This is a genomic window from Nostoc sp. CmiVER01 (assembly GCF_034531135.2).
Lineage (GTDB): Bacteria > Cyanobacteriota > Cyanobacteriia > Cyanobacteriales > Nostocaceae > Nostoc.
This window is the reverse complement of the sequence record NZ_JAVRBU020000031.1, coordinates 1-26643: the sequence shown is the minus strand read 5'-3', so window position 1 is coordinate 26643 and position 26643 is coordinate 1. Positions and strand designations below refer to the sequence as shown.

The window sequence follows — 26643 nt, the reverse complement described above, 5'->3', positions numbered from 1 at the left end:
GTAACTATTGCTCCAATTCAATTTTAAGTTCAAAATTCAGAGAATTCAAAATTGAAAAATTAATTAAATAATTTTGAATTTTGAATTTCGAGAAGCGACGGTCAGTGGGTGTATTTCCGTGCGGATGAGGCTGGGTGGGGGGAAGGCGAAACTTTTTTCCTTACCCAGTCCGAACCTAGCAATCAATTTTGGCGTTTTGATCAACGTAGCGCAGCAGTTACTTGGGTGCTACATTTCGTTTTCATAGCAGTTAATTCATTAGTCCAATATGTAGGAAGAGTATCCCAAGGATTCGGCAAAACATCATTAGTTACATAAATAGTGCCTGCATTTCGTTTGACAGCTAATTCAATCGCATTATTCATCCCAGTTGTGCCAGATGTAGTATGTATAAGATGTGCAAATTTATTCGCAGGATAATTAAATAGCCAAGCTGGTGCTTGCCAGTTTTGGTAATTACTATAAGTATCTTCAAACACTACGGTAATGTCCGCCAGTTTTATATAATCCTCTGCTGGAATAGTGCCAGGGTTTAACATCACTAAAGTACCTTTTGTATTACGAATGTAATTGGTGATATTTGTGTAGTAGGTAAGATTATTGATACTAGTAGCTACTTCATCCAAAAAGATGCCATCTACCGCATACCAAATTTTATATTGATCTATTTCTGTTTTGACAGCCGTTGCACTACGGGTTCCATAAGTTGTAGGTACATAACCAATAACTTTAATGCCTGCTGCTTGTGCATTCTTCACAGTTGTAACGTAGTCGGTATTTTTTGCACTGCCAGGGCCACTGTTAGGATTCATAATCATCACACCAACTCTCGGCGCTGCCTCTGTTGCCTTTTGCCAATAAGTTCCTGGATAAAAATATGCAGGGATAGAAATACTTTGGCAAAGACCAGCTGACGCTTCTGGAGCGGAATTAATCACACCCAGTAATCCAGACACAGCCACCAAACTCGTTAATGTTACCCTACGCCATAAGTGTGCAATAGAAATGTTTAATTTTTTCATATAACGCTATCTACTATGGATAAACCGGGGACAACATTAATTGTCTCCTATACAATTTACTTCTATAGTAATCTGAATTGAAACGTGAGAAAATACGTAGACAAAAACTACGTATTTATAGGCATTTCAGCGATTTTATTTCTCACGAATGATTTAGTATTGCTATATCAAAAACTGCTCCAGCTTTCGTCTAGGGCGGTTTTATATTGCACGGTAGAATCCAGATTTTGAACTTCAATATCAATGGCAGTTTGTTTGGATGTAATTGTTGCACACAGTAGATAATGCTTCGCCAGTTGAGCATCCTTGCGAGGACGACCACGCTTTTGGTGTTGCACAACTTCAAGCACTTTGATGTCAACAAGCTGATGTAAAGGCAGATTACGATTCAAACGTTCAGCCGCCAGTAGCACATCTTTTTCACAGGCAAAGTGTTGTTGGCATAACTGTTTGATTTTCTGTAAACTTTTTAAGCTCATCTTTGCTGACATTTGTAATAAATAGAGAAAAAAGATATTTTGGATTTCTTGGATTTTTTGACGAGCCTGTTGTGGAATATTGGAGTTGAATAATGAGTATTTCATAATTTACTTAAATCTTTTACGATCTGTTAATTTTAAGTCATGCTTTATAGCTACTAAAATGCTTGTTATGTATACATTTTTGCAGTTCCCCCCCCCCTTTTTTATCTCTTTGTGATAAATCCGCGTTGAGAACCTTCTTGACACTTTCAGCAGACAGTTGATATGGTTCAGACGACAATTGAGCGTAACTAGATTTAGCCAGTTCGATACTAGCATCGTTGATTAATGTCTCTTGCCAAAGTCAAACGCTAATTGCTTCAGCAACTTTCATAATAATTGTACCGCCGAAACTATTGTCCTAATAAGATGATATTGCTTAAGTCTTTGTCAACAATGTAGGCTACAACCAACTTGCTCCCACATTGATTGGACACTTCAGTAAAGATGCCGACACTCGCTCCCGGCACGCATGAGTCGATAGAGCGATCGCGATTCGGTGTTCGTTGCGGCTGCAAGTTGAGCGCTCGTCTGTGGCTGATTGTCAAACACATTAGCAATCCCTAACTTTGCAGCAAGATAAATCAATCGAGCAATCCAAAAGCCATCAATTAGATTGAACATCTTTGCTTGAGAGGTAGTTTTTGACAATGATCCTACTGCGATTGCTTAAGGCATCTGTCCGAAAAAGAGATTTATGTCCAATCAATAAATTCTTACAATTAGGGACTCGTATTTTCCATAGTTTTGCAGTAGAGTGTTAATTCTGTACAAATTATTTATACCTGACTTCTCCCAAGTTTACTCAGACAAATTTTAAACCAATGCCTTCGAGGAAACAGCCAATGAAAACTTATAATGATACAGATACCAAGAAGATAATCAAAAAATCCGACAACCTTACCCTGAGACAGATGAAGCTAATCGAGGAGGCACAAGACCAACTTCTTCAAGCTAATACTGACAATTCTACTGCTCCTGTAGTTGAGGTTGAGGAAGAACCAGTAATCACTCCTGAACCTAGAGTTCCTGACTATATTCCATTCCTTGACAATCCTCCAGTACAATCTATAGGCAATTCCGGCTGGCAGATTTCCGATATTTGGCGAGATATCCGGGTGGATGATTTCTGTAGTTGATGGTAGCGAAAAGCAAGCGCCTAGCGTACCAGATCGCTGCCAAAATCAAGTTCAAGTTTCATGTTCACTCTGATTAAGATATAGGTATTTGACCTCAAGGGTGTCGATACTCATGGTGCAAGACCAGATTTTGCTGAATGATTGGCATGTAATAGCCCGCTCGCAAGACCTCCAACCTGGAACAGTTCTGCACAAGCGTTTATTAGGCTCAGATTTAGTACTCTGGCATAATGGTGACAAAGTTCTAGCTTGGCAAGACCTTTGCCCTCATCGTGGCGCTCGTCTTTCTTTGGGATATGTCAATAAACAGACCCTTGTTTGTTCGTACCACGGTTTAGCCTTTAACAGCGAAGGTAAATGTATACTAGCTCCAGCTAATCCAGACCAATCGCCTCCCGCACGAGCTTGTGTTAAAACTTACCAACTTCTTGAGCGTTACGATTTGCTCTGGGTCTGTTTAGGAACACCAAAACAAGATATAGCTCCATTTTCTGAATGGGACGATCCGGTTTATCGCAAAATTTTCTGTGGCCCCTACTACTATCACTCTAGCCCTCTGCGGGCGCTGGAAAATTTTATCGATCCTGCACACTTCCCAATTATGCATTCGGGATTATTCGCCCACGCTAGTCGTCCTGAGTTGACGCATTATGAATTAGAGTCTATTCCAGATCAGATTAGTTTCAAATGTGGTTTGTGGGAACTAGATTTTAGTTCGGCTAATCCAAAAGAAGCGCCAATGATTTTCAACACTTACCATTATCGTATCTTCCGTCCGCTAGTGGCATACTTTAAACTCGGACCTGGAGAGCATCGTCTAAATGTCTTCTATACAATTACGCCAGTCGATGAAGATGAGTGCGTGGCCCAATATTGGTTAATGGTAAACAGCGCCCGTGAAATTCCAGTTGAAGTCTATCTAAATATTCAAAATCTTGTTGCGAGTCAAGATATTGCCATTGTCAATTCCCAGCAACCCCGACGCTTACCTTTAAATTTGCAAGCAGAAGTACATTTACCGAGCGATCGCTATTCTATTGCATACCGTCAGTGGCTCAAACAACAGGGTATTACTTTCGGCACCATTTAGAACTTTGTTATGCTTTGCTCCCCTGACCAATTCTTCCTTGATGGTACAGAGCAAGTAAATTCATTTATGGGTATCGCTGATAGTATTATTTTACCTAACCTTGTACCCTAGCAAAATCAACCCCAGCGGTTTAGCTTGGGAGTTTAATGAAACTGATGGCTTGTATTATCTGCTTCAGTAAGTTCTACATATGAACATCGGCGTGGCTGCGCCGCGTCGGCAATTGTGACAGTTGCGTAAGTCCTGAATGATTTCAACACGAAGCTATTTACCAGAGACTTGCTTGACTGGTTGGCAAAGTTTTCCCCTGAATACCTTCGAGTTATCATTTATCACTTGGAAAAAGTGTATAAATTTTGACGCTAGCTCCACAAACTATCAAAACTAAAATTGAGGGCAATAGCGGTATCCAGGCTCCTTGGAGTAACAAACCAAAGGACACACCGTATAAAACGCAAACAGTTGTGACTCCTGCCAGTCCCAATCTTAACCATGACCGAAATTGCCAAACAATTATACTCCCAACCAACGACCAAGCCCATACCCAGATGAATTCACCCCACTTCGGTAACATCCACAACAATGGACGATGATCTAAAACGGCACTAAGAATCTGACTTATCATGTGTGCTTGGAGCATGACCCCTGGCATTTGCTCGTATGGCCACTGACCGGCACTATAGGGTGTAGACCAATAATCATGAAAACTTTCAGCAGTTGTACCAATGAGGACGATCCGATTCTTCACTAAATCAGAAGTGAGTTTATTGTTCAAAACGTCTTTTAGAGTTACTTGTGTAGCAACTTGATGGGAAGAGCGATAATTAAGCAGTACTTGATGACCTAAGCTATCGATTCCATGATAGCCACCGCTATTTTCCTCCAAGTTTTTAAAGATAACATTATTAAACTGCCAGTTTTTTTCTGCTGTGAGTTTAGGCTCAATACCCTCAGTAAACAAATAACGGTTTGCTAATTGAAAGCTAAAAGATTTATCAACGTTGCAGGGGGATGCAGGAGCCATAGCTAGTATTTGACGGCGGACAATGCCATCGGGATCGGGTATAACGTCACTAAAACCTAAGTTTTGCTTGGGAACTTCAGGTGGTGGTGAAACACCACTGTTTTTGTTTTCCTCACTAACTTTGCACATAGCAAAAAAGCGATCGCTCTTTTGCATTAGTTGAGATAATTTCGGATATTCTGCTCCTACACTATTCTCTCGATAGATATCTAAGCCAATAACTCGCGGTTGAAACTGCTCTAATTTTTCTACAACTTGAGCTAGTGCGCGGTCTGATAATGAAGCTCCACCTCTTTGGTTAGCAGGTTGCGATCGCACATCAGCTTCAGTGACGGTAACTATTAAAATGCGTTTATCTTGTCCTTCATCAGGCCGCGATCGCATCATTGCATCAAAAGCTGTCAGTTCCCATGACTGCAACATCCCAAAGGAGCGCATCCCCATTATCAAAGTAGTGGTGATGATACTAACTTGGAAAATTGTCCTAATAATATTACGTCGAGCGTGCAAGCTAATAGTTCTAGAGCCGACTTTATTCAACACCAGCGACATCGCCGTGGGATTTTGACAAATCACTGGCAACCAACTAGCACAGGGAAAGCTGCTTTCTAAACCCTGCAACCTTTCTGTAGCTTCCCGCATCGCCAAATGGCAAGATTCTCCATTGGCAAAAGCTTCTAGAAAGTGCTTCAAAAATTCTTGAGCAACCTGATCTGGTACTACCTCCCGCATCACAATCATTTGGGGAATGTACAGCGATGCCAATTCTCGCACTAATCCTAGTCCATCACAGCAGTTAAAAATCGCCAGTTGTAAACCTCTGGCGATCGCTGCTTTCAGACCATTTTTTAACTGAGCGATCGTTAAGCTCTCAGTTTGATTTATATAAATTTCACCTGTTTCATAATCAGCTTGACTCGAACCATGTCCCGCAAAAAAAAGAATATCCCAACCCTGTTTATCCCACAGCCACCGATCTAACTCCAAGCGTTGTGGCTCGACCAAAAAAACAGTCTGCGTTCCTGGTAGTTGTTCAAGTATTGCCCGGTCTTGTTGAATATCAATTCCTTCACTATTTCCAAGAATAGCTAATATTCTCACTTTGTCTCTAGGAGATTTGTGTAATGGTTTCACTTCATCTACTTCAGGAGCGCTTAGACCAAATACTGCCTTTTGATAATCCTCAAAAAAATCCCATAAATGCCAGGGTAGCCGACGAACTTGGTTATCTTCCGTTTCCAGAATTACCCGAATTTCTTCATACGGATCTAACTTCGTGCGTAATTTCTGGTCAATATTGCGAAATAGGTCAGATTTTAGCCAAATATTAATTTTATTTTGTAACTTGTTACATAAATTACTAAACTCCACAGAAGAAATATTAGTTATATCTTCTGTATCAATTTCAATACCTGTATCGTTTGCCATATTTCTCTGCCAACGTTGACCAGGAAAAAGAGCTTCATGCAGCAACAAATATAGCAACTGCCAACGTTTATAGAGTTCTATAAGTTCTGGTGCGGCTGGCAAGCTGCCTGTAAATTGTATCGGTATAGGATTGCTATAGTTGTACAACTGAGCAGTAACAGTAGCAAATCCCTGCTGCAAGTTACCCTTTCCTAAGTTCAACACGACTAATTTAGTCATGGCTATTAGTCATCAACTGCTTCCAGTACAAAATCTTCCTTTATACTGACATCATCGAGAGCAACTTGTATACTAAAGCGAATTCCAGGGGAAGATTTAAATTTTTTGAGTTGAATATAATGATCGTCACTTCTAGAAGAGACTTCCTGAAGAATTGTCCCTGTTTGTGAGAGCAAAGTTAGTTTGAGATTGGGTATTAAGTAAGTTTCTCCATTTGCTGGATGCAACTGTACGCGTAGCCCAATTTTACCATCGACCTCTGTTTTAAGACCAATTAATAAAACAACTGCACTACCTCCAAGTTGCATCCCTAAATCAATTAGCTTGGCACGTCTGACATATCCCTCATTCAAATCAAAATCGCTTCTAAATTGAACGGCTAAAGTATTTTGTTGTGTTGTCAACAAAGTATCCAAATTTTGCCAACCAGCACTAAAAATATTTTGAAACCATAAACTCAAGTTGCTAACCACATAACTGGCTTCAGCTAAATTATTTTTTTGTTTTTCCAACCGTCGCTGATAAAGATGCTGCCGAAATTTGTCCACCGCCAGCAATGCTCCCCACATATCAAAGGGAACATTGAGTCTGGGTGAACAAAAAGTCCACTTATTTAATTGTTCTAATAATTGCTCTACTTGTAGTTTTGACAAAGTTGGTAAGGATTTAACCTCTAGTGTCTTGTGAGGACAAAGTTCTTGTGCTACCCACATTACATTTAAATCTGCAATCAAATCTTCTGCATCTAAACAATAAGTTCGATCCATTACATCATAAGTAGCTTGCTCCCGGATTTGTTGATAGTTAGCATAACCATATATCCGCAGCCAACACTCCTCTAAATCTAACTGCACCCCTATATAATAATGGGCGGCCCAACTGGGAATATCAATCCATTCTTGAGGAATGCGAAACTCACTCAGGTAGCTTTTATCGCTAGGAATTAACACTAATCGAGTCTCGTTTAGTGTTAACCCTGAGCCATTTACTACTTCCCAAATACTTGGTAGTTCAGCTTTTTTAAAGCATAACTTGGGTGTTACTTGTAAGTCTGAGTCTTCTTGCAACCAAGTTAAAAAAGTATTTAAACATAAATGATTTAGGTAGGCATTTCGGCGAGCAGATGTGTTAGAGTAAAGCTCTTGCCTAGTTTGCTTCCATGCAATTTCTCGCTCTTGGTTTGATATATCTAAACATAAATGTTCGGGATAGATTAGAGTTAAATCATCTAAGGTAATTGTCATAATTAGTAATTCCTGTTATTTAATTAAGAAAATTGTCTTTTAGCCATTCCTCTACAAAATCAGCTAGTTTATTACTAACTGTTGCCAAAGAGTCTGTAGGTAAACTCATATCTATTTCTATTTGAGTTATAAAAGCTTCTTTTAATGTATATTTCAGACTACTTATTTGACCTTCAGACTGCAATTTTTGAGTAATTTTATTTAAAACATTTTTAGATAATTGCTGACAGTGTGATTGTAAGCATTCATCTAAGGATGTTTTAATTATTTCGATATCTTTGTCGTCATTTAAGCAAATTTCAGGATAAATTTTCTTAGCCTCATTAATAAAGTCTTTTAAGAGTACTTTGTTATATCTTGCTAATTGTCGAGCTACTTGATATTGTTTCTGTAGTTCAGAATATTTATTTTGCAAAACTATTGCCATCTCAGTTTGAGTTAAGTTTAATCCTAGCCAGAGTCTTAACATTATTTGACCAGTCTCTGGGATAGCTGAAAATAAATTTGAAACAAGTGAGCTTACTTGCTGCCATTCTTCTTCTTGAACAAGATTATCTAAAGCAGTATTTTGGCTATCAGTTAAGTTGTTGTAGTCTTCTAAAGGTAGAAAATGCTTTGTTCGGTAATCACGAGCTGCTTGGATACAAATTTCTAATATTTCTTGAATTCTATCCTTTGAAACTGGTGCTTCTAAATATCCTAGTTGATTGCACCGTTCATTATATAATGATGCAATTTTCTGAAAACATTCTGTACTAGGTGTTTCTAAACTACGGTTTCCTTGCTTTTGGTTCGGTTTATATATCTCGTCTAAACATTGCCAAGCTAAACAGTATAAATTAACACGATTTTGATTTATTCCTTTGATAGTTAAAGCTTCTTGTATCTCTTTTTTTGTCAAATCTTTTAAAAGACCGTAGTTAGAAAATTTTTCTCTTTTGCCCTCTAAGTCTTTTTGATAAATTGTATTGCTAATAAAACGGATGACAGCCGTTTTAGCATAACCTTCTATATTGGTTTGAGCATAATTTAAATTAAAATTTTTAAGAAGTTTAGCTGGAGGATAGATACCTGAATTAGCTATTTGAAAGTATTCTTCTAATGAATATTTATGCTGTATGAATTTAAATCTTTGATAGCTTTTTCTAGCTGCCCAAAGACAAGTTTCCTGTAAGTATGCACACAAATGTTGCTCTGCTTTTAAAGAAGACTTTGAGAGTTTTTCGGAAGATGCTTTAGAAACATCGATTCTTTCTTTTTCCTCAACTTCTAAGCAAACTTTGATTAACTCTTCCTGTGATATTTCTTTGAGAGTTTTTAGAAAATAACGCGCCCAATATTCTTTTTTCTCATCTGGTTCTGACTGCACTAGAGAACTTATATGACGTTCTAGGACTACATCAGCTTTCCACATAAAATTGAAAGTTTTACTCTCATTTCTCAAGCTGAGGAATGTTGAAAATTGTTGTATGATACCTTCACGTTTTTTCATGATTTTTACTGCATTTTACATAAATCAGTTAAAAAGATTTTTAATAATATCCAAAATTACTCTTTAGGTCTATTGTCTTTTCATCCTTAAAATGGTATTTAAATGTAAAATCAATCTGATATCAAGTTAAACTGTTACAGTTGACTGCTTGAGCAGAAGTTTAACTTTGTTTATTATCCCTCTATACTTCTAATGGGTGTTACATAGATCGGTTTATGCACTTTTCAAAAGAAAAGTGCATAAATTGATATTCTGCCAAGGTCGTAGCTATCAAGTAAGATAGGTGAAGGCGATCGCATTCAAGGGGCAACAATCTCCCCTCACAACGATTATCATTCTTATCCAGTAAACGCTGATCTGAGACTGACGATTTTCTTATATCAAATAGGATTGCTATAATACTTGTATTTATGAAAATTTAATGCGAATAATTTGAGAATATAGAGTAATTTGTATATGATTATAAACTTGAAAAATATACAAAAAATATTGGCTCTCTTTCAAAGTAAATTTATTATCGTTTTACTTTTGGCACTGTTTAGCTGTACCAGTTATCCTTTAATATTGATAGCAAAGTCTCAGCAGCCAGCTAGCAGTGGTAATCAATCACCACAAGATGGTTCAAGCAGAGGTAGACCTTCTCAAAGAGGAGGAGCAGGAAGCCGTGGTAACTGCCCATCTGTAGAAGTACCGCTTACAGCTTTGATACCTGAAAAAAAAGTCGGCTTAGTTGTTGAAGAGAATCCCACTTTTTGGGTGTTTGTACCCTATCAACTTAATGATGATGTATCTAGTGGAGAGTTTGTTTTGCAAGATGAAGCAAACAACGATATCTACCGGACTTTTTTTACACTTCCTAAGATACCTGGTATTGTCAGCTTTAGTTTACCATCTTCCGTACCATTGGAAGTTAATAAAACATACCAATGGTACTTTAAACTTTATTGTACTCAACAACAATTTGATCCAGTATTTGTACGCGGATTGGTGCAACGTATAGCTTTAACATCTGACTTGGAAAGGCAGTTAAAAACGGCTACGACAGTAGGCGATCGCATTCAGCTATATACTCAAAATGGTATTTGGTATTCAGCCCTAACAGAGTTAGCAAAACTCCGCCTTGCTGAACCAAAAAATGCCACTCTAAATAATGAATGGGCTAACCTACTACAAAGTGTTGATCTAGAGAATTTAGCGCAAAAACCTCTTGTAGGAGAAGTCAAAATTAAACAGTAAAAGAAGTTAGGATCAAATAATTACGAATTACGAATTACGAATTACGAATTATTTTAAAGCCAATTTCCCACTAAAATATATGGTGCCCAAAAATAGGGAATTTCGTAATCAGTCAACAGCTTAAGTTGAGCGCGACGGAGAGCTTCAGCTTTAGTTACTTTGTTATTTTCTAACTCTTGATAAAACTGACTCATAAATTCAGCAGTAGACTCATCGTTTACCGTCCACAAAGTTGCCAGCGTACTACGAGCGCCTGCACGTACTGCTATGCCAGCAAGTCCTAAAGTAGCTCGATTGTCTCCTTGAGCGGTTTCACAAGCACTGAGGACGAGTAATTCAATAGCGTTAGATTCTCTTTGTCCACTGAGTCGAATTAAATTATCAAAATCCTTAACTTTTAAGAGCTGCTCCCAAGTTAAGATAAATGTTTTATCTGGATTAGAACTAAACTCGCCATGAGTTGCTATATGAACTACTGTATATGGTATTTTTTTAACTTGATTCTCTAAGTTTATTTTAGTAAAGGTCTGATTAAATAGTTCTACATTTTTAGGTATAGCTGACCGGATTTGTTTTAACTCAACTTCTACATTTTTGAGTGGGCTAAATGAACGTCCTTCAATTTGGCGTTGCTCACTTACTCCAGCAATTAATCCATTCAATTGGACTTTTTGTAAAGATTTTGGTTCAATTAATTGTAAACCGGGAGCTAAGGATATAGCATATTTTTGAATTAAATATTGTTGATGTTTTCGATCGTACAAAACTGCCATTGGAATATTTCGTAATTCCCCATCTAGTACAAATACTAGCGTTTTTATATTATTTCTTGCTAATTCCGATTCTAACGGTTGAATTAGCCAACTATAAACCTGTTGAGACAATTTATTAACATCGTTTACTCTGTCTGGTTGTCTTAAATATAGTTGTAAATTTTCTAAAATACTTTTAATTTCTGTTGGTTTTTTCTTAAGTGTATAATGAGCTAATTCAGCTTGATTTGGTAACTTGAGAATAACATCTAAATGGTCTGCTAAAATAATGGGATAAATCACTGCTGCTGTGGCATCAGTTTTATCAACCACTTCATCAATTTGTTCGGGTGCGGCTTTTAAACAAGCTTCTCGGAAGAAGTTTTCTAGTTCAGCTAGTTGCAATGTTTCAAGTATGCCACGAGCTTGCTTTAAATTCTTTTGACTAATGCTTTTTTTTGTGCTTACTGTAGATGCAGGTTGCAAAAGCAAATCTACTAATTGTCGGTAAACTGGTTCAATATTATCCCGAAAGGAAAATTGGATGTCTGGATTGAGAGTAATTAAGTCATTGCGGAGATATTTAAGAGTATTTACTGCTTCAGTGTAAGATGCGATCGCACCAGTCATATCTCCTTTTATTCTCAGTATGTATCCTAGTTGCCATTGCCACAAATAAGCTATATCCCCAGCTTTTATTGCTTGGGCTAGTGTTAAAGCTTGCTCGCTGAGTTTTTGAGCATTAACTAAGTCTTGGTTTTCTAAATATAATCCACCCAATGCGCCTAAAGCATAAGCAACTGAACGTTCATCATCCATGCTTTGAGCTTGCTCTATAGATTTCGCTAAAATTTCAGCAATTTCTTTCCATGAAGGAATATCTGCGTTGGTAGCTTGTTTTAAGCATACTAAGTTCTGAGCAAAATGAATTTGGGCATAATTTGCTGTGTAGCTTGGGATGATTTTAGTCAGCTTTACCTGGATTTCGGAAGATAATTTTTTAGCTTGTGACCATTGCTGAAGATTCAACAATACACTTAAATGATTAAGTTGGGCTTGGATTTGCAAAAGTGGTGAGGTTGCTGTGGTGACAGTCTCTTCGTAGAATTGCGTTGCTTGTTGGTAAAATTTGACGGATTCTGTAGAGACAGGTCTGTTAATACAATGCAACGGAGTATAGTTTTCAAAACCCGTACTATTTTGCGGCGAGAATTGTCTGTTACCTAAAGCTAGGGCGGTATTACCTAAACTCAGTAGAGTAGCACTAATTTCTGAAGGAGATTGTAATTTTTTGGCGATGTCTTGGCTTTGTTGTAAAACTTTGAAGGATAATTCTAAATCTCCGACCAATTGCAGAACATCACCAAAGCTACGTAAAGCAGTAGCTTTAACAAGCGAATCTGGTTGTTGTTCAAGACGGGGTTGTAACTCTTCTAAAGTGGTGCGAGCTTGATGGTAAAGCCCTAATGCTTGCTCTGCCATACTTTGGTTAATCAAACTCCGGATGATACCAACTTCATCACCTGCTTGAGCATAGGTATCAGCAGATTGCTTCCATGAATCTAAAGCTTGTTCGGTTCTACCTAGTTCTAATTGCAGATTTCCTTGAATATCAAGAGTTTGTGCCAAGATTATTGCAAAGTTCTGAGTTTTGAGTTGTGAATTTTTTAAAAGGTTGAGACTTTGTGTAATTGCAGCTTCTGCTTTTTTCCACTGTCCAATTTGCTTAAAGACTAACGAAAGATTGCTTAACGCCATTGCCTTTCCTAGTTCGTCTTTTTGCAGATTAAAAGCATCTGTTGCTTGTTGTAAAACTGTTACTGCTTCAGATAACTGTCCGGTTTCATAGAGTTTTCGACCTTGTTCAACCAGCAATTGAGCATTTGGTTGCGTCTGAGTAAACTGGGAAAAAGCAGGAAATGAAACTCCCCAAATGCTTAAAAAAGTAGTCAAAACAGCTATTGTAATTATTCTTAACCACTTCTTAAAATAAAAGCGTATTTTGTAAATCAAGATAAACCTCCGCGTCCCTTTGCGTGAACCTCAGCACTCCTTTGCGTTTAAAACTTTAATGTTCATCATACTTTGATTTGGTATTAACCAAACACGACTGTTAATTTTACAAATCTTCTCAAATCAAGTTATTTTATTTTTTAGCACTAGCTGCATAATATTGATTCCCTTCCACCCATAGCTATATAGAAGTAAAGTTTCACATCATCAAGATAAATATATGCCAACTCTAGCTTCTACAATCCAACAAAATCATTCTCCTGAATTTGTAGCCTTTACTACAATTAATCCTCTTGAGCATGATATGAAAAAAAGCAGCGAATTAGTTTTTGATAAGAATTATTTTCGCTTTAATGCTTTGAAATTGGCCCAACAAGGACAATATCGTGAAGCGATCGCATTGTTTAACAAACTAATTGACCGCGATTCTAATAATGCTATTGATTACAACAACCGAGGGTCAATCTATTTTAGGAGTGGCGAGAAGCAAAAAGCATTTTGTGACTATAATACTGCTTTAAAGCTTAATCCTAAATTAGTAGGTGCTTATAACAATCGAGCAAATTACTATGTTGTTTGTGGAGACTTAGCAGCAGCGATCGCCGACTACGATCGGGCAATTGATTTAAATCCTACCTATGTTCGAGCTAGGATTAATCGAGGCATTACTTTACGTGATTTAGGGCAATACAAAGAGGCAATTGAGAACTTTGAGATAGCATTGCTTTTTGGTCAACTAGAAGCTTATATTTGGGCTGAATGTGGTAGAACTTATCATCTTTGGGGTAATTGGAATTGTGCGCTAACTGCTTATAATCGTGCTTTTATACTACTGTCCCGTATAGATCCCAAAAAGGAAGTTTTTAGTTATCGCTTGCATTTACAACTTGAAAGTTGGCTAAACGAATTACAAATTATTTTTGAATAGCGGCGGCTGGGGATGGGCAAGCTGCGATGGACGTTAGCGTAGCGTCTCGAAGAGAAGTTCCGCCGGAGGCGATCGCAGAATTTAAAGCATTTGTCCGTGTTGTTAACTCCACTGCGCCAGACTTATTTATTACCCAACCAGTAGCTTCCACAATCGGGGTGCTGATTTGTTGAACTTCTAATTTACGGTTTTTGTGCCACAGACCCCTGCCTAAATGTGAATTTTCTGTGACATTTGTGCTTTTTTGTTCTTGAGGATTCAATGTCACCCAATCAACAGTTGCAGTTTGATTAGTGCGAAGCGCTTGGGTTGGTAGAGGTGGCAAACCGCCGCGTCCGGTAATGGTAAATGAATTGCCTTTATTTGCAGGACAACCTTGAGCAATCAAACCAGAGCGGTCTACAAAATCGGCTGGCAATTGTACTAATCCTGAACTGGGATCTACATCTGGTGTATTAATTTGCACTGAACCATTGAACTGTGGACTTGCCCCTGTTGCAGTGATATCACTTTGTGGAGTTTGTATATTACTGCGATACTGCATCCCAAAAATGCTTTGAGCGTTGATTGCAACTCGACCACCACGAAAGTCTAAAGAATTGGCACTAATATCACTATTCTCTTGAGGAACAGCAATAATAAAACCATTTGCTGCATCGATAGTGATATTACCTCCGGGAATATTTGCGCCAGTAGCGTTGGTAGTAATAGAACTGCGATCGCGTAACAATAACAAGGGTGTACGTAGGAAAATATTACCACCGCCTCCTGTAGTGTCAGCAGTGATTTCTGCATTGTTGTCCAAACCGATAAAGTTAGCTTCCACAAACAATGAGCCAGCAGTTCCCGTACCTTTAGCTTGAACTGACAAATTGCTTGGATGCTGACCTTCGTTAGAGCTACCAATCACTTGCACAGAGTCGGCAGTGACAAATAAATTCCCACCATTGCCCGCTCCTGTAGTACCAGCGCTAACAAGTCCCCCATCTTGAATCAGCAATTGAGGTGTATCAATGTGCAACTCTCCAGCATTCCCTGTATCGTTAGCTTGAACTGTCAAATTGCTCGGATACAGACCATTCCTAGAGCTACCAATTACTTGCACAGAGTCAGCAGTGACAAACAAATTCCCACCATTGCCCGCTCCAAAAGTACTAGCAGTAACCTGTGCCCCATCTTGAATCAGCAATTGAGGGGTATCAATGTGCAACTCTCCCGCATTCCCTGTACCTTTAGTTTGAACTGACAAATTGCTCGGATACTGACCATTTTTAGAGCTACCAATCACTTGCACAGAGTCAGCAGTGACAAACAAATTTCCACCCTTGCCCCCTCCTCTAGTGCCAGCGCTAACCTGTGCGCCATGAATGAGCAATTGACGGGTATCAATGTGCAACTCTCCAGCATTTCCTGTATCGTAAGCTTCAGCCGACAAACTGCTCGGATACAGGTCATCCTTGGTGCTACCAATCACTTGTACAGAGTCGGCAGTGACAAACAAATTCCCACCCTTGCCCGCTCCAAAAGTACTAGCACTAACCTGTGCGCCATCTTGAATTAGCAATTGAGGGGTATCAATGTGCAACTCTCCCGCATTTCCTGTGCCTTGGGTTTGAACTGACAAATCGCTCGGATACTGATCGAGCTTGGTACTACCAATCACCTGCACAGAGTCGGCAGTGACAAACAAATTCCCACCGTTACCCGCTCCAAAAGTGCCAGCACTAATAAAGGCCCCATCTTGAATCAATAATTTAGAGGTATCAATGTGCAATTCTCCAGCATTTCCTGTACCTTGAGCTTCTGCGGACAAATTGCTCAGATACTGACCATCCTTGGTGCTACCAATCACTTGCACAGAGTCGGCAGTGACAAACAAATTCCCACCCTTGCCTGCTGCATTAGTGCCAGCGCTAATAAATGATCCATCTTGAATCAGCAATTTCTGGGTACTAATCCGCAACTCTCCCGCATTTCCTGTACCTTCAGTTTGAACTGACAAATTGCTCAGATACTGACCATCGTTGGAGTTACTAATCAGTTGCACAGAGTCGGCAGTGACAAATAAATTCCCACCCTTGCCCTCTCCATAAGTGCTAGCGTTAACCTGTGCCCCATCTTGAATCAGCAATTTCTGGGTATCAATCCGCAACTCTCCCGCATTTCCTGTACCTTCAGCTTGAACTAACAAACTGCTCGGATACTGACCATCGTTAGAGGTACCAATTACCTCTAGCACATCAGTAGCATGAACTACTAAATTTCCACCTTGCCCCACTCCCAGAGTATTTGTCGCTATCTGGGAACCGTCGGTAATAGTGATACGCTTACCCTGCACTTGTATATTACCACCCTCCGCACCACTGGCATCAACTGTTGCCTGCTGGGATAGTTGAATGTTGCCGAAGTTTGGCACGGCATCATAACCTAAGAAAAAACTTTTATTGTCAAAGGTGAGATTTACTAACCCTTCTCCTGCAACACTGCCCAGTTCTATCCGTCCTCCACCAGTCAAGAGTGTTGCTCCTTCTAAGCTGACATCACCACCTACTAGCGCTAAAGTTTGATTCGATTGTACTCGCAGCCCAAATGTATTATCTATCAATTGTCCTTGACCATCGCCCTTAACCTGAATCGCTCCTGGATTTACTCCGTATTGCAAACCTGTTGGTACATTAATACTTAGCAGGGGTGCAGACTGAGGATTTGTAGCACTGAACTCAAAGCCATTAGCAAATTTCAAGCTACTTGCGGTACTGGCAACAAAAGAACCCGCTATATCAAGTGAAGCACCTGCACTAAAGACAATGCCATTGGGATTGAGCAAAAATAGATTCGCCGTTCCATTTGCCCGGATTACGCCATCAATGTTGGAGATTGACCCACCTGTGACACGGCTGAAAATGTTCTGCACATCTGCGGCATTATTGAAGTAAGCAGAGCCTCCCGTCGGTACAGAAAACGATTGGAAACTGTGGAACAAATTGCCACCCCGCCTTGCTCCGCCGTTAATCTGGAAATTGGGATTGCCAGAAACTTGCGATCGCTCCTCCCCAGGTAGCGTACTATCGGGAATCACTTGAGCTGCGATCGGTTGAATACAACCCAGTACCCACAAAGTACTGCCTACCATTACCCACAGATTGAGATACCACTGGCTCATCTTGCTGCCTTGCCTCTAGCTATGCTTGAACAAAAATCTTGAGTGCAGTCTCCACATATAAATACTTTAAGAAGATTACAGGAAATGACTCAGCAATTGCAAATACAGCAGTTTTCTTGTATATGAAGTACAAAGTTACAGGTTTTGAGGTAGGAGCGGAAATATTTTTTTCACGAACTGCATAATACAGATTCGCTTACACCCATAGATTTATAGAACTCAAGTTTCACATCATCAAGGTGAACAAGATGAAAGTAACTACAACCAATCTGAAACAGTTTTACTTTCGTATTAGTACTGTTGTCGGTTTGATACTAACAGCAACAGTAGCAAGTCCTGCTTTTGCTCTTTCCCCTAGTACTTTCCAATATAGTTGCAGAGATATTAGTCTTCACTCAAATGTACTTAGTGCTACTTGTAGGAAAATAAATGGTAGCGACAAGAGAACTACTGTTGTGTTAAGAGGAATAAACAATCGAAATGGATTATTGGTAGATGATGGTGGAAATTCTCCTGCTTCTTTCCAAGATAGCTGCTATAGTGCGATAGTTATAGTTGACGAGTTATCTGCTACCTGCGCCAAAATTAATAGAGCAGAGGCAATCTTTAGCAAAATAAAGATTCGAGGAATCCGCAATGAAGATGGAAACTTGAAATATTAGATTTCAATTACTGAGCAATAACTGGACGAATGAAGCATTGTAAATCAACGAAGATTTGCTTGAACAACAAATCATATAGTGTCTAAAGGACGCAAAAGTATGCCATTCAACAGGAGGTCACAAATGAAAATTTTTGTTGCTGGGGCAACGGGAGCGATCGGTCGTCCGCTAATCGCGCAATTGTTGAGGCAAGGACATGATGTAGTTGCGTTGACCCGTTCTCCAGAAAAAGCACAAACTTTAGCCGAACAAGGTGTGGAATTGGCGATCGCAGATGTATTCGATGCAGAAGCGCTCATTGCTGCTGTCATCCACGCTCAACCGGAAGTGGTTATCGAACAACTCACTGCTTTACCCAAAACTTACACTGGCGAGTCAATGAATGCAGCAGCACCACTCAACCAGCGTCTTCGTCAAGAAGGGGGTGCTAATGTGCTGGCAGCAGCGCAAGCGGCAGGTGTGCGTCGTTATTTAAGGCAGTCGATCGCATTCTGGGGAGTTCCCGGAACTGGATTGGCAGATGAAGAAACACCACTATCTTTGGATGCTTCACCCGCAGTTGCAGCAGATGCTCGCACGGTGACTGAAATCGAACGTCGCTTACTCGAAACGCCCAATCTAGAAGGAATTGCCTTGCGTTATGGCTTCTTCTACGGGCCTGGCACTTGGTTTGCTGCCGATGGCGACGTTGCTCAACAAGTACGGCAGCAACAATTCCCGATCGTCGGCAATGGCGAAGGTGTATGGTCGTGGTTACACGTTGAAGATGCGGCGATCGCTACAGTTGCAGCAGCAGAGCGAGGCAATCCTGGTATTTACCTGATTGCGGACGATCGCCCTTTAGAGGTGCGCGAGTGGCTCCCTGCCTTTGCTCGTTGGCTTAATGCTCCATCGCCGCCGCAGATATCGGTTGCAGATGCTCTGCAAATCGGTGGTGCGGATGCCGTTTACTACGGTACTCAGATGCGAGGCGCATCGAATGCCAAGGCAAAACGCGAATTAAATTTTCAGCCGCGATCGTTAGAATGGATGGTTGATGCACCCGTGGTCAGTGCAAGGTAACTTACAGCAAAACAAATTAATCTAACAAACTTATCAATAATTTTCGGTCGCCGTAAATTCAGTTAAGTCGAGCGGTATTGCATATTTGCGATCTGCGATCGCACTGCCATCAATGAATGATGTCTGTTGAAGTTTTCTACTCAGGAGGAATAAAAATGAAGATTGCTCAATATGGAACAGCGATCGCGATCGTCCATGCGAGTGCTAACGGAATGCATGGTTTAGCACATATCGAAATCCCTGTTGGCTTATCTCTGCTTCAAAGTTCGTTCGTGGTTATTGTAATTTTTCTGACTCCCATCATTGCAGCCTTTTTACTTTGGACACAGTTCTACCGCCTTGGTAGCTGGCTATTGCTCTTTTCAATAGCAGGATCGCTCCTTTTTGGAATTTACAATCATTTGATCGTAATTAGCCCCGATCATCTTTCTCAAGTTTCTTGGCAAGGTTGGGGTATGCTTTTCCAAATCACAGCCATCCTCATATTAATAGTAGATGCATTGGGATGTTGGATTGGTATACGGGCATTGAAAACAATCCAGCAACCAGAGGAGGTCTTATGAGTTAGTAACTATCATCATTCCCATAAATCGCAACACTTTGCATTTTTTTCTTTCTTTTGCCTTTTAACTTTTACCTTGTTTGGTAATCCTCATTTTCTCAGTCTTGAAACACTCACAATCAATAAGGATAAAGAACCATGAGCCAATCTAATCTATCCACTGCTACCCAAGAAACGGCTACTGATACCATCCTGGACACTGTTGCCCAAGAAGCAGCTACCGATACCATCGTGGACATCGATCTCAAAGTTCAAGCCGAGAAAGGCCCAGACCTGCGAAAAGACCATCCTAAAGGACACGGCTTGGTTTGGGGAGAGTTCAAAGTTGAGGACAATATTCCTGAATCGTTGAAGGTGGGTGTCTTTGCCCAGCCCAAGACTTACCCGATTTGGGTTAGACCCTCCAATGCTTCCCCAGCACACAAACGCGGTCAGCTAACATCGGATCTTGTACCCGATGTTCGGGCACTCGCTATCAAACTTCTACAGGTAGAGGGTGAAAAAGTGCTGGATGATGAGCAGGAAACCCAAGACTTTTTGCTGATTAATCATCCGGTGTTCTTTGTCCGCGATGCTCAAGGGTTTGCCAACCTGACTAAAGCAAGCGTCGGTCAGGCAAATGAAGAAGAATTGCGATCGCTTGCTCCCACATTTGAAATTCTCAAAGAGATTACCAGCAAACAAGTGGCAAATCCGTTGCTAATCCAATACTGGAGTGCGACTCCCTTTCGGCTTGGCTCACAGGCGATCAAGTTTTCTGTCAAGCCTCATCAGCAAGATACACCAGGTGCAACCCCCACTTCAGATACTTATTTGCGTGAGGCAGTCGTCAAATACCTGACACAAGAGGGTAAGGATGCCACCTTTGACTTTCTAGTGCAGCTTTATGTCAACGATGAGAAAACGCCGATTGAGAATCCGATGCAGGAGTGGAAAGAGGAAGACTCACCGTATATCAAACTGGCGACCATCAAAATTCCCGCTCAGAAATTTGACTTCGAGGAACGGAAGCGGTTGGATGAAGGATTATCATTCATGGCTTGGCACACCCTGCTCGAACACGAACCTCTGGGTAGCGTCAACTTAGCTCGCAAGAAGGTGTATCAGGAAATCGTTAAGGCTCGACGGAAGTACGCACAACACCGTATCGAAGAACCACAAGCATACAGTTCAGTTTTAGACGATCCTCAATAACCGTTCTCGTCTACTACTTACATCAACTACTCTTGGGTACAGTCCAATCAAATTCTGAGAGCGTCGGTACAGTATTTCGAGAAACTGGGTTTCTGGTGAGGCTATGCAACAAAACTTGGGTATCTCACAGAAGAAATTCGGTTCTGTATCGACGTTCCAGGTACGCTCAGTCGATTTTTGAATCTGTCTAGTTAGTCACGCCCTTACAAGAGGAGACAGACCATGAAAACTATCTCTTTGCCATTGCCAAAGCTCTTTGCCGCAGCACTTCTTGCAACCTCACTCTGCACACCTATTTTCGCTCAAGCAGTTCCCCAGAAGGGAATTGCAGTGTTCAACACTCAGTCCAACCCACAAGAACAGAATTTTTCCAACATTCATGTAGTCGTCACCTCGACCAAACCATTTGAAAAGACCGTTGAAGACCTACAAGCCGAACTCGGCAAAACCAGTACAGAGGATTTAATGCGGTTGCTCTCAGCCAGTAAGACCTTCGATGAGTACGCTGCTGAAGTTGAGCCGTTGGCAGGTAGAAGTCACTTAATTGAAGTCGGATTTTTGAATTGGGGAAAGGTGATGTCCCGTGTGCCGATCAAGATGAAAGCAAATTGTTTCATCATCGGCAATCCTTTGACGGCGCGAAAACTTCTTGAAGCTGGTGGGCCGGAAGTAGGACTTTACCTACCAACAAAAATCTACGTTTTTGAGGACAGCCAGGGTGTGACTAAGATTTCCTATGATCGCCTCTCACCCGTAATGGCGCAGTACAAAAACGCAAAACTAAGTACGGTTGCAACTGCGATCGATGGAGTCTTGCTGCGTTTAGCGAATGCTGCCGCAAATTAGCCACGGAGATTGCCACAATCGCAGGTGGCACTCTGCTGTAGTTCGATGGTGTTGCTGAAAGCTCTAATCAGGAGATAACCCATGAAAATTGCTCAATATGGAATTGCGATCGTGGTGATACACGAGATTATAAATGGATTGCATGGTTTAGCCCATATTAAAATTCCAGCTCCTCTTTCTTTGCTTCAAAGTTCGTTTGTAGTGCTTGTCATTTTTCTGGCTCCTATCATTGCGGCTATTTTACTTTGGACGCGGTTCTACCGCATTAAAATCTGGTTTTTGCTCAACGCATTGATAGGTTCAATCTTGGTTTCAACCTACATTCATTTGATTGCCATGAGTCCCGCTCATATTTCTCAAGTTTCTTGGTCAGGCTGGGGTTTGCTCTTTTTCGTTACCGCCATTCTTAGCTTAGTGATAGATGGGTTGGGCTGTTGGTTGTGTGAGCAAGGATTGAAATCGATTCGACAGTCAAAAGGGATTCTGGCAGATGGTGGCATAGCACAGATTTGATGTATTCCAAAAATCTATGACAGACAATAAACTAGGAAAAAGAATCATGACTCAATATGACTACATTGTGATTGGTGCGGGTTCGGCAGGTTGCGTGGTTGCTAATCGTCTGACAGAAGATGGTGAAACAACAGTGTTATTACTTGAAGCGGGTAATCCTGATACGAAACCAGAGATTCACATCCCGTTAGACTGCACAACCCTACCTGGTACTGAAGTAGACTGGGGCTACTTCTCTGAGCCAGAACCGTATCTGGGCGATCGCAGAATCTTTTGTCCGCGTGGTAAAGTTCTGGGTGGCAGCAGTTCGATTAATTTCCTAGTGTATATTCGGGGCAATGCTGCCGATTACGATCGCTGGCAGGAACTCGGAAATCCTGGGTGGAGTTATCAGGATGTCTTGCCTTATTTCAAGAAATCCGAACACCAGCAACGCGGATCTGATGCATATCACGGAGTGGATGGGGAGTTGAGCGTCACTGATGTTGCTTCTCCTGCGCCCATCTCTCAACGCTTTGTAGACGCAGCCATCGCACTGGGATATGACTACAACCCTGATTTCAACGGCAAGCAGCAGGAAGGAGCAGGCCCTATCCAGTTGACCGTCAAAGATGGCAAACGACACAGTGCTGCGGCTGCATTCTTAGTGCCGATTCTCGATCGCCCGAACTTAACGGTGCAAACAAGTGCGTTAGTAACACGTTTGTTGTTTGAGGGTACTCGCGCCGTTGGTGTGGAATATCTGCATGAGGGTATGTTTCATCAGGTTAGAGTCAACCAGGAAGTGATTTTAAGTGCGGGTTCGTTCGACTCGCCCAGGCTGCTGATGCTTTCCGGCATTGGAGATAAAGCACAATTACAAGCAATGGGCATTCCGGTTGTCGCTGATTTGCCGGGTGTGGGTCAGAACCTACAAGACCACATTCTCATTCCAGTGCCCTACGAGGCAAATCAGGATTTACATACGGCAATTACCAGCAATGGCTGTGCTGAAGCTGGATTGTTTGTGCATAGCGAAATTAATCAGGGGATTGCACCAGATTTAGAGTTAATCTTTGGCCCGATTATGTGGGCACCGCCTGGCTATCCCAACTCTGGTGTGGGCTTTACGGGTTTAATCGCTTTGGTTCATCCCCAAAACATTGGCAGTGTCAGTTTGCGTTCATCTGATCCCAACGATGCCCCCGTGATTCGACTGAATTATCTGCAAAGTCAATCCGATGTGCAAAAGTTTGTTGCTGGGATTAAACTAATGCGCCAATTGTTTCAAACTAGTGCTTTTGATGAATTTCGAGGTCGGGAGGTTGCTCCTGGCGCAGATGTGACTGACGATACAGCCATTGAAGCCTACGTTCGAGAAAATTGCGGTACGGTGTTTCATCCGATCGGCACCTGCAAAATGGGTACTGACCCAATGGCGGTTGTAGACCCCGAACTACGGGTACATGGAATTGAAGGGTTGCGTGTCGTCGATGCATCGATTATGCCAACTCTCAACACAGGACATACGAACGCGCCCGCCATTATGATCGGTGAAAAAGCAGCCGACTTAATTAAAGCAGCTCTTCGCGTTTCAAAGCAACCACAGACAGCAATTGCCCAGTAATATCGTGTTCGGTGAAAGACTTATCATTAAGACCGCAGGGGGGCAGGGAGCAGGGGGAAAGAAGTTTTCCTAGTTTTGCATAAATGCGGGAATTATAACTATTTAGGCGGACATGATATAACTCGCTCACCTTGGCGATCGCTTTATCGAAACAGAATTCAGGAGTCAGAATTCAGTATTAATTCTGTGCAACTGGTGAAGCAGCGCGGTCTTGGGGGTTTCTCCCATGAGCGACTGCTGTTAGCGCAGCGTTAGCGACGTTAGGAGCGTCACCCGAAAAGTGGATGAATAAACGGTGAAACACCACATCAAATTTTTAATTTGGTGGTCTTCAATTAGTAACGGGTCTGAATCCCCCACGCTTAAGATTGCTGAATTCTGGCTTCTGAATCTTCTTCATTTTAGAAAACAAAATCGTTGACAAAATTTACGAAATATGCACAGTAACGTTCTGAATCAGTGGCATTGGCGCGAATACTTTGCAGAATTCCTGGGAGCCACTTTCAATATTTTCATCGGCTTGAGTGCGATCGTCTTTAACTTTGGACACGGTTTGCCAATGGAAAAGCTTGTGCCTGATTCAAGCATTCGGCGGTTAATTACGGGACTCATTTTTGCTGGAAGTGGAGCGATTGTAGCTGTTTCTCCAATCGGTAAACTGAGTGGTTCTCACATCAATCCTTCTGTCTCACTCGCATTTTGGATACATGGCAAAATGCACTTCCAAGATTTTGTTGGCTTTATGATTGGACAATTTCTAGGAGCGATCGCTGCTGTGTTCCTGCTCGTGACTCTATGGGGAGATTATGCCAGAAGCGTTAGTAACGGCATGACGTTACCTGGATTGAATTATCCACTGTGGATTGTATTTTTATCAGAAGTCACAATTACGTTTGTGTTGGTGTTGACGATTTTTATCTTTGTCAGTCATCATCGGCTGATGCGCTGGACACCTTTGGTCATTTGGCTGTTAATTGCCGGGATGGTGTGGCAAGAAGCTCCAATTTCGGGAACAAGTCTCAATCCGGCGCGGAGTTTCGCTCCGGCACTGATAACAGGAAATTGGCATCATCAGTGGATTTATGGGATTGCTCCGCTAATGGGTGCCGCGCTCGCGGTGGGGGCATTTCGGCTAATCGCGCTAGGCAAACGAGATGTTCTGACGGGGAAGCTCTATCACGCTTTTGATTACCCCAGTATTTTCAAAAATGTCAAACTCCCTCATTTCCAGCATCACTCACACTCGAAAAAACGAGCCTAGATGGGTGTCGGCTTATACTAATTGTCTAGCTACTACCTTAGACTCTGGTGCAGAACACACCTCTGGGTTGACGCTTTTGGCAGAAGGATTATTGCAAGAATTTGCGATGTTTTTGAAAGTGTTTCTGGAAGGCATTGCAATTTTAACAGTTGCGATCGCTATTATTCTCACACTCCAAAAAATCTTACGTTTTTGGAGACGCGATCAGGTTCTCCAAGAAACAATCCGTTTAGAATTTGGAGTGGTGTTAGCCTTAGCGCTGGAATTTCTATTAGCTGCCGATATCGTCGGTACAGCTATTTCCCCCTCGTGGGATGCAGTGGCCAAACTTGCAGCGATTACTGGAATCCGTACCTTCCTCAACTTCTTTTTACAACGAGAAGTACGAGAATTACGAGAATTACGAGAAACAGCCTACCCTCTTGATGGCAACTGCAAACTTTGAGGAAGAATTCAGAACTCAGAATTCAGAATTGTGAATCAATGTGCATATTGTTCATGCTCCAGTTACTCATCAAGTTCAGGTAGTTCATTAAGAATAGGCAGGCTTTGTAAAGATGAAATTCTTGCTATGAAGGGGTGGGGTGTGGAGTGTGAGGGTGTAGGAGCAAGCCATAACAGTAGTTGACTCGTTCAAAATTTCTCTGAGAAGTCGAAACCTAAAGTTCCTGTAATACGTTTTAATTTTGGAGGAATACACTGTGAAAGTTTTGATTCGAGCGATCGTCAGTTTTTTCGTATTCGTTGTCGATGTCGTTTACGGAAATCGTTCCTACCCTCGGTTTTATGCACTGGAAACCATCGCCCGCGTTCCTTACTTTTCCTATCTATCGGTACTGCATCTTTACGAGACGCTGGTTTTTGGCGCAGGGCTGACTTATTGAAAGTTCACTTTGCTGAAATTTAGAACGAATTACATCATCTATTGATTATGGAATCGTTGGGGGACGTAGACGCGTAGCGGCTTGTCGTCAGACATCGCTATTGGATTGATCGCTTTATCGCTCAACACGTTGCTGTGGTTTACTACTGGGTGGTCGTACCACTTTATATATTGTTTCCCTCTTATGCCTACTACCTGATGGAACTCATCGAAAATCATGCTTACCACACTTATGACACCTACTTAAAACTTCATGAACAGGAACTGAAAACTCAAACACCTCCCCAAGTCGCGATCGACTACTACCGTGATGGCGATCTCTATATGTTTGAGGAAGTCCAGACTACACTAAAGGGTAAGTTTCGTCATCCTAGAGTAGATAATTTATACGATGTGTTCGCGAACATCCGTGATGACGAATGCGAACATGTGAAAACTATGGTGGCACTCCAGAAACCAGAAGCACGGCTAACCTTCAAAAGTCCCCATACAGTTTTTGAAGCGACAAAAGTTTTATCGAGCGAAGCAGAAGTTTAACCAAATAATTACTAATTCGTAATTAAAGAGACAAGCTCCTGACTTTTGTTTTGCAGACAAATGAATTATCAGCACTTTTGCGACCTAAAAGAACTAGAGGAACAAACTATGAAAACGATCGCTCAACTAAGGAGAATAGGATTGCGTGTCATCGATGCATCGATTATCTCTCTTCTGTCACTTTCCGGGATAAGTAAGTAGTAAATAAGTGAAATCATCTAGAAACATAACAGGGTTTAAATTGAT

24 protein-coding genes are annotated in these 26643 nt (G+C 41.2%); 16 read left to right on the top strand and 8 right to left on the bottom strand.

Annotated features, from left to right (window positions below; translation table 11 throughout):
* Positions 1 to 200: 200 nt before the first annotated feature.
* The 3 genes from RMZ43_RS33825 to RMZ43_RS33815 form a co-directional block, all read right to left on the bottom strand.
* Positions 201 to 1022, bottom strand: a complete 822-nt coding sequence (locus RMZ43_RS33825) for a spherulation-specific family 4 protein (protein WP_322648137.1) — start codon at positions 1020 to 1022, stop codon at positions 201 to 203.
* A 167-nt stretch (positions 1023 to 1189) separates the two neighbouring features.
* Positions 1190 to 1606: a hypothetical protein gene (locus RMZ43_RS33820; protein WP_322648136.1), complete on the bottom strand. Its 417-nt coding sequence runs from the start codon at positions 1604 to 1606 to the stop codon at positions 1190 to 1192.
* A 375-nt stretch (positions 1607 to 1981) separates the two neighbouring features.
* Positions 1982 to 2194, bottom strand: coding sequence for a methyltransferase family protein (locus RMZ43_RS33815; protein WP_322648135.1), 213 nt, complete (start codon positions 2192 to 2194; stop codon positions 1982 to 1984).
* Between the two features lie 194 nt (positions 2195 to 2388).
* Here RMZ43_RS33815 and RMZ43_RS33810 point away from each other — a divergent pair, with 194 nt between their 5' ends.
* Positions 2389 to 2682, top strand: a complete 294-nt coding sequence (locus tag RMZ43_RS33810; RefSeq protein ID WP_322648134.1) for a hypothetical protein — start codon at positions 2389 to 2391, stop codon at positions 2680 to 2682.
* A gap of 112 nt (positions 2683 to 2794) precedes the next feature.
* Complete coding sequence (locus RMZ43_RS33805; protein ID WP_322655835.1) at positions 2795 to 3772, top strand: aromatic ring-hydroxylating dioxygenase subunit alpha; 978 nt, start codon at positions 2795 to 2797, stop codon at positions 3770 to 3772.
* A 325-nt stretch (positions 3773 to 4097) separates the two neighbouring features.
* On the opposite strand, the gene RMZ43_RS33800 is transcribed toward RMZ43_RS33805, so the two are convergent.
* Genes RMZ43_RS33800 through RMZ43_RS33790 form a run of 3 tightly spaced genes read right to left on the bottom strand, consistent with a single transcriptional unit; the run spans position 4098 to position 9179 of the window.
* Positions 4098 to 6443: a CHASE2 domain-containing protein gene (locus tag RMZ43_RS33800; RefSeq protein ID WP_322655834.1), complete on the bottom strand. Its 2346-nt coding sequence runs from the start codon at positions 6441 to 6443 to the stop codon at positions 4098 to 4100.
* A 5-nt stretch (positions 6444 to 6448) separates the two neighbouring features.
* Positions 6449 to 7687 (bottom strand): DUF1822 family protein, encoded by a 1239-nt coding sequence (locus RMZ43_RS33795; protein ID WP_322648131.1) that lies wholly within the window; start codon positions 7685 to 7687, stop codon positions 6449 to 6451.
* Between the two features lie 19 nt (positions 7688 to 7706).
* The gene (locus tag RMZ43_RS33790; protein ID WP_322655833.1) at positions 7707 to 9179 is read right to left on the bottom strand and encodes a sigma-70 family RNA polymerase sigma factor; all 1473 of its coding nucleotides are present in this window, start codon (positions 9177 to 9179) and stop codon (positions 7707 to 7709) included.
* A 456-nt stretch (positions 9180 to 9635) separates the two neighbouring features.
* Here RMZ43_RS33790 and RMZ43_RS33785 point away from each other — a divergent pair, with 456 nt between their 5' ends.
* Positions 9636 to 10415 (top strand): DUF928 domain-containing protein, encoded by a 780-nt coding sequence (locus tag RMZ43_RS33785; protein WP_322655832.1) that lies wholly within the window; start codon positions 9636 to 9638, stop codon positions 10413 to 10415.
* Positions 10416 to 10468: 53 nt separating this feature from the next.
* Here the strand turns inward: RMZ43_RS33785 and RMZ43_RS33780 are convergent, their stop codons facing one another.
* On the bottom strand, positions 10469 to 13120 hold the full coding sequence (locus RMZ43_RS33780; protein ID WP_322655831.1) for a CHAT domain-containing protein: 2652 nt from the start codon (positions 13118 to 13120) through the stop codon (positions 10469 to 10471).
* Between the two features lie 280 nt (positions 13121 to 13400).
* On the opposite strand from RMZ43_RS33780, the gene RMZ43_RS33775 reads away from it, so the two are divergent.
* Positions 13401 to 14108: a tetratricopeptide repeat protein gene (locus RMZ43_RS33775; protein WP_322655830.1), complete on the top strand. Its 708-nt coding sequence runs from the start codon at positions 13401 to 13403 to the stop codon at positions 14106 to 14108.
* On the opposite strand, the gene RMZ43_RS33770 is transcribed toward RMZ43_RS33775, so the two are convergent.
* Positions 14095 to 17271, bottom strand: coding sequence for an S-layer family protein (locus tag RMZ43_RS33770; protein WP_322655829.1), 3177 nt, complete (start codon positions 17269 to 17271; stop codon positions 14095 to 14097). The two genes, RMZ43_RS33775 and RMZ43_RS33770, sit on opposite strands and share 14 nt — an antisense overlap.
* A 248-nt stretch (positions 17272 to 17519) precedes the next feature.
* On the opposite strand from RMZ43_RS33770, the gene RMZ43_RS33765 reads away from it, so the two are divergent.
* The 12 genes from RMZ43_RS33765 to RMZ43_RS33710 all read left to right on the top strand — a co-directional run bounded on the left by RMZ43_RS33765 (position 17520) and on the right by RMZ43_RS33710 (position 26397).
* Entirely contained in the window at positions 17520 to 17933 is a 414-nt protein-coding gene (locus RMZ43_RS33765; RefSeq protein WP_322648125.1) for a CVNH domain-containing protein, read from the top strand.
* A 123-nt stretch (positions 17934 to 18056) separates the two neighbouring features.
* Complete coding sequence (locus RMZ43_RS33760) at positions 18057 to 18995, top strand: NAD-dependent epimerase/dehydratase family protein (protein ID WP_322648124.1); 939 nt, start codon at positions 18057 to 18059, stop codon at positions 18993 to 18995.
* Between the two features lie 155 nt (positions 18996 to 19150).
* On the top strand, positions 19151 to 19558 hold the full coding sequence (locus tag RMZ43_RS33755; protein WP_322648123.1) for a hypothetical protein: 408 nt from the start codon (positions 19151 to 19153) through the stop codon (positions 19556 to 19558).
* A gap of 137 nt (positions 19559 to 19695) precedes the next feature.
* Positions 19696 to 20751 (top strand): catalase family protein, encoded by a 1056-nt coding sequence (locus tag RMZ43_RS33750; protein WP_322648122.1) that lies wholly within the window; start codon positions 19696 to 19698, stop codon positions 20749 to 20751.
* 222 nt (positions 20752 to 20973) lie between these two features.
* Positions 20974 to 21597, top strand: coding sequence for a DUF302 domain-containing protein (locus RMZ43_RS33745; protein ID WP_322655828.1), 624 nt, complete (start codon positions 20974 to 20976; stop codon positions 21595 to 21597).
* A gap of 81 nt (positions 21598 to 21678) precedes the next feature.
* Positions 21679 to 22110: a hypothetical protein gene (locus tag RMZ43_RS33740; RefSeq protein WP_322655827.1), complete on the top strand. Its 432-nt coding sequence runs from the start codon at positions 21679 to 21681 to the stop codon at positions 22108 to 22110.
* Positions 22111 to 22156: 46 nt separating this feature from the next.
* The gene (locus RMZ43_RS33735) at positions 22157 to 23716 is read left to right on the top strand and encodes a GMC family oxidoreductase (RefSeq protein ID WP_322655826.1); all 1560 of its coding nucleotides are present in this window, start codon (positions 22157 to 22159) and stop codon (positions 23714 to 23716) included.
* Between the two features lie 75 nt (positions 23717 to 23791).
* Positions 23792 to 23971, top strand: coding sequence for a hypothetical protein (locus RMZ43_RS33730; protein ID WP_322655825.1), 180 nt, complete (start codon positions 23792 to 23794; stop codon positions 23969 to 23971).
* Between the two features lie 181 nt (positions 23972 to 24152).
* On the top strand, positions 24153 to 24977 hold the full coding sequence (locus RMZ43_RS33725) for an MIP/aquaporin family protein (protein ID WP_322648117.1): 825 nt from the start codon (positions 24153 to 24155) through the stop codon (positions 24975 to 24977).
* Positions 24978 to 24981: 4 nt separating this feature from the next.
* Positions 24982 to 25422 (top strand): DUF1622 domain-containing protein, encoded by a 441-nt coding sequence (locus tag RMZ43_RS33720; protein WP_322655824.1) that lies wholly within the window; start codon positions 24982 to 24984, stop codon positions 25420 to 25422.
* 241 nt (positions 25423 to 25663) lie between these two features.
* The gene (locus tag RMZ43_RS33715) at positions 25664 to 25861 is read left to right on the top strand and encodes a hypothetical protein (protein WP_322648115.1); all 198 of its coding nucleotides are present in this window, start codon (positions 25664 to 25666) and stop codon (positions 25859 to 25861) included.
* A gap of 134 nt (positions 25862 to 25995) precedes the next feature.
* On the top strand, positions 25996 to 26397 hold the full coding sequence (locus RMZ43_RS33710) for an alternative oxidase (protein WP_322648114.1): 402 nt from the start codon (positions 25996 to 25998) through the stop codon (positions 26395 to 26397).
* The last annotated feature ends 246 nt before the right edge of the window (positions 26398 to 26643 follow it).

Bases quoted from the DNA above. Each gene is read 5' to 3' on its own strand.
- RMZ43_RS33825 (WP_322648137.1), bottom strand. From the start codon at position 1,022: ATGAAAAAATTAAACATTTCTATTGCACACTTATGGCGTAGGGTAACA.
- RMZ43_RS33820 (WP_322648136.1), bottom strand. From the start codon at position 1,606: ATGAAATACTCATTATTCAACTCCAATATTCCACAACAGGCTCGTCAA.
- RMZ43_RS33810 (WP_322648134.1), top strand. From the start codon at position 2,389: ATGAAAACTTATAATGATACAGATACCAAGAAGATAATCAAAAAATCC.
- RMZ43_RS33805 (WP_322655835.1), top strand. From the start codon at position 2,795: ATGGTGCAAGACCAGATTTTGCTGAATGATTGGCATGTAATAGCCCGC.
- RMZ43_RS33800 (WP_322655834.1), bottom strand. From the start codon at position 6,443: ATGACTAAATTAGTCGTGTTGAACTTAGGAAAGGGTAACTTGCAGCAG.
- RMZ43_RS33795 (WP_322648131.1), bottom strand. From the start codon at position 7,687: ATGACAATTACCTTAGATGATTTAACTCTAATCTATCCCGAACATTTA.
- RMZ43_RS33790 (WP_322655833.1), bottom strand. From the start codon at position 9,179: ATGAAAAAACGTGAAGGTATCATACAACAATTTTCAACATTCCTCAGC.
- RMZ43_RS33785 (WP_322655832.1), top strand. From the start codon at position 9,636: ATGATTATAAACTTGAAAAATATACAAAAAATATTGGCTCTCTTTCAA.
- RMZ43_RS33775 (WP_322655830.1), top strand. From the start codon at position 13,401: ATGCCAACTCTAGCTTCTACAATCCAACAAAATCATTCTCCTGAATTT.
- RMZ43_RS33770 (WP_322655829.1), bottom strand. From the start codon at position 17,271: ATGAGCCAGTGGTATCTCAATCTGTGGGTAATGGTAGGCAGTACTTTG.
- RMZ43_RS33765 (WP_322648125.1), top strand. From the start codon at position 17,520: ATGAAAGTAACTACAACCAATCTGAAACAGTTTTACTTTCGTATTAGT.
- RMZ43_RS33760 (WP_322648124.1), top strand. From the start codon at position 18,057: ATGAAAATTTTTGTTGCTGGGGCAACGGGAGCGATCGGTCGTCCGCTA.
- RMZ43_RS33755 (WP_322648123.1), top strand. From the start codon at position 19,151: ATGAAGATTGCTCAATATGGAACAGCGATCGCGATCGTCCATGCGAGT.
- RMZ43_RS33750 (WP_322648122.1), top strand. From the start codon at position 19,696: ATGAGCCAATCTAATCTATCCACTGCTACCCAAGAAACGGCTACTGAT.
- RMZ43_RS33745 (WP_322655828.1), top strand. From the start codon at position 20,974: ATGAAAACTATCTCTTTGCCATTGCCAAAGCTCTTTGCCGCAGCACTT.
- RMZ43_RS33740 (WP_322655827.1), top strand. From the start codon at position 21,679: ATGAAAATTGCTCAATATGGAATTGCGATCGTGGTGATACACGAGATT.
- RMZ43_RS33735 (WP_322655826.1), top strand. From the start codon at position 22,157: ATGACTCAATATGACTACATTGTGATTGGTGCGGGTTCGGCAGGTTGC.
- RMZ43_RS33725 (WP_322648117.1), top strand. From the start codon at position 24,153: ATGCACAGTAACGTTCTGAATCAGTGGCATTGGCGCGAATACTTTGCA.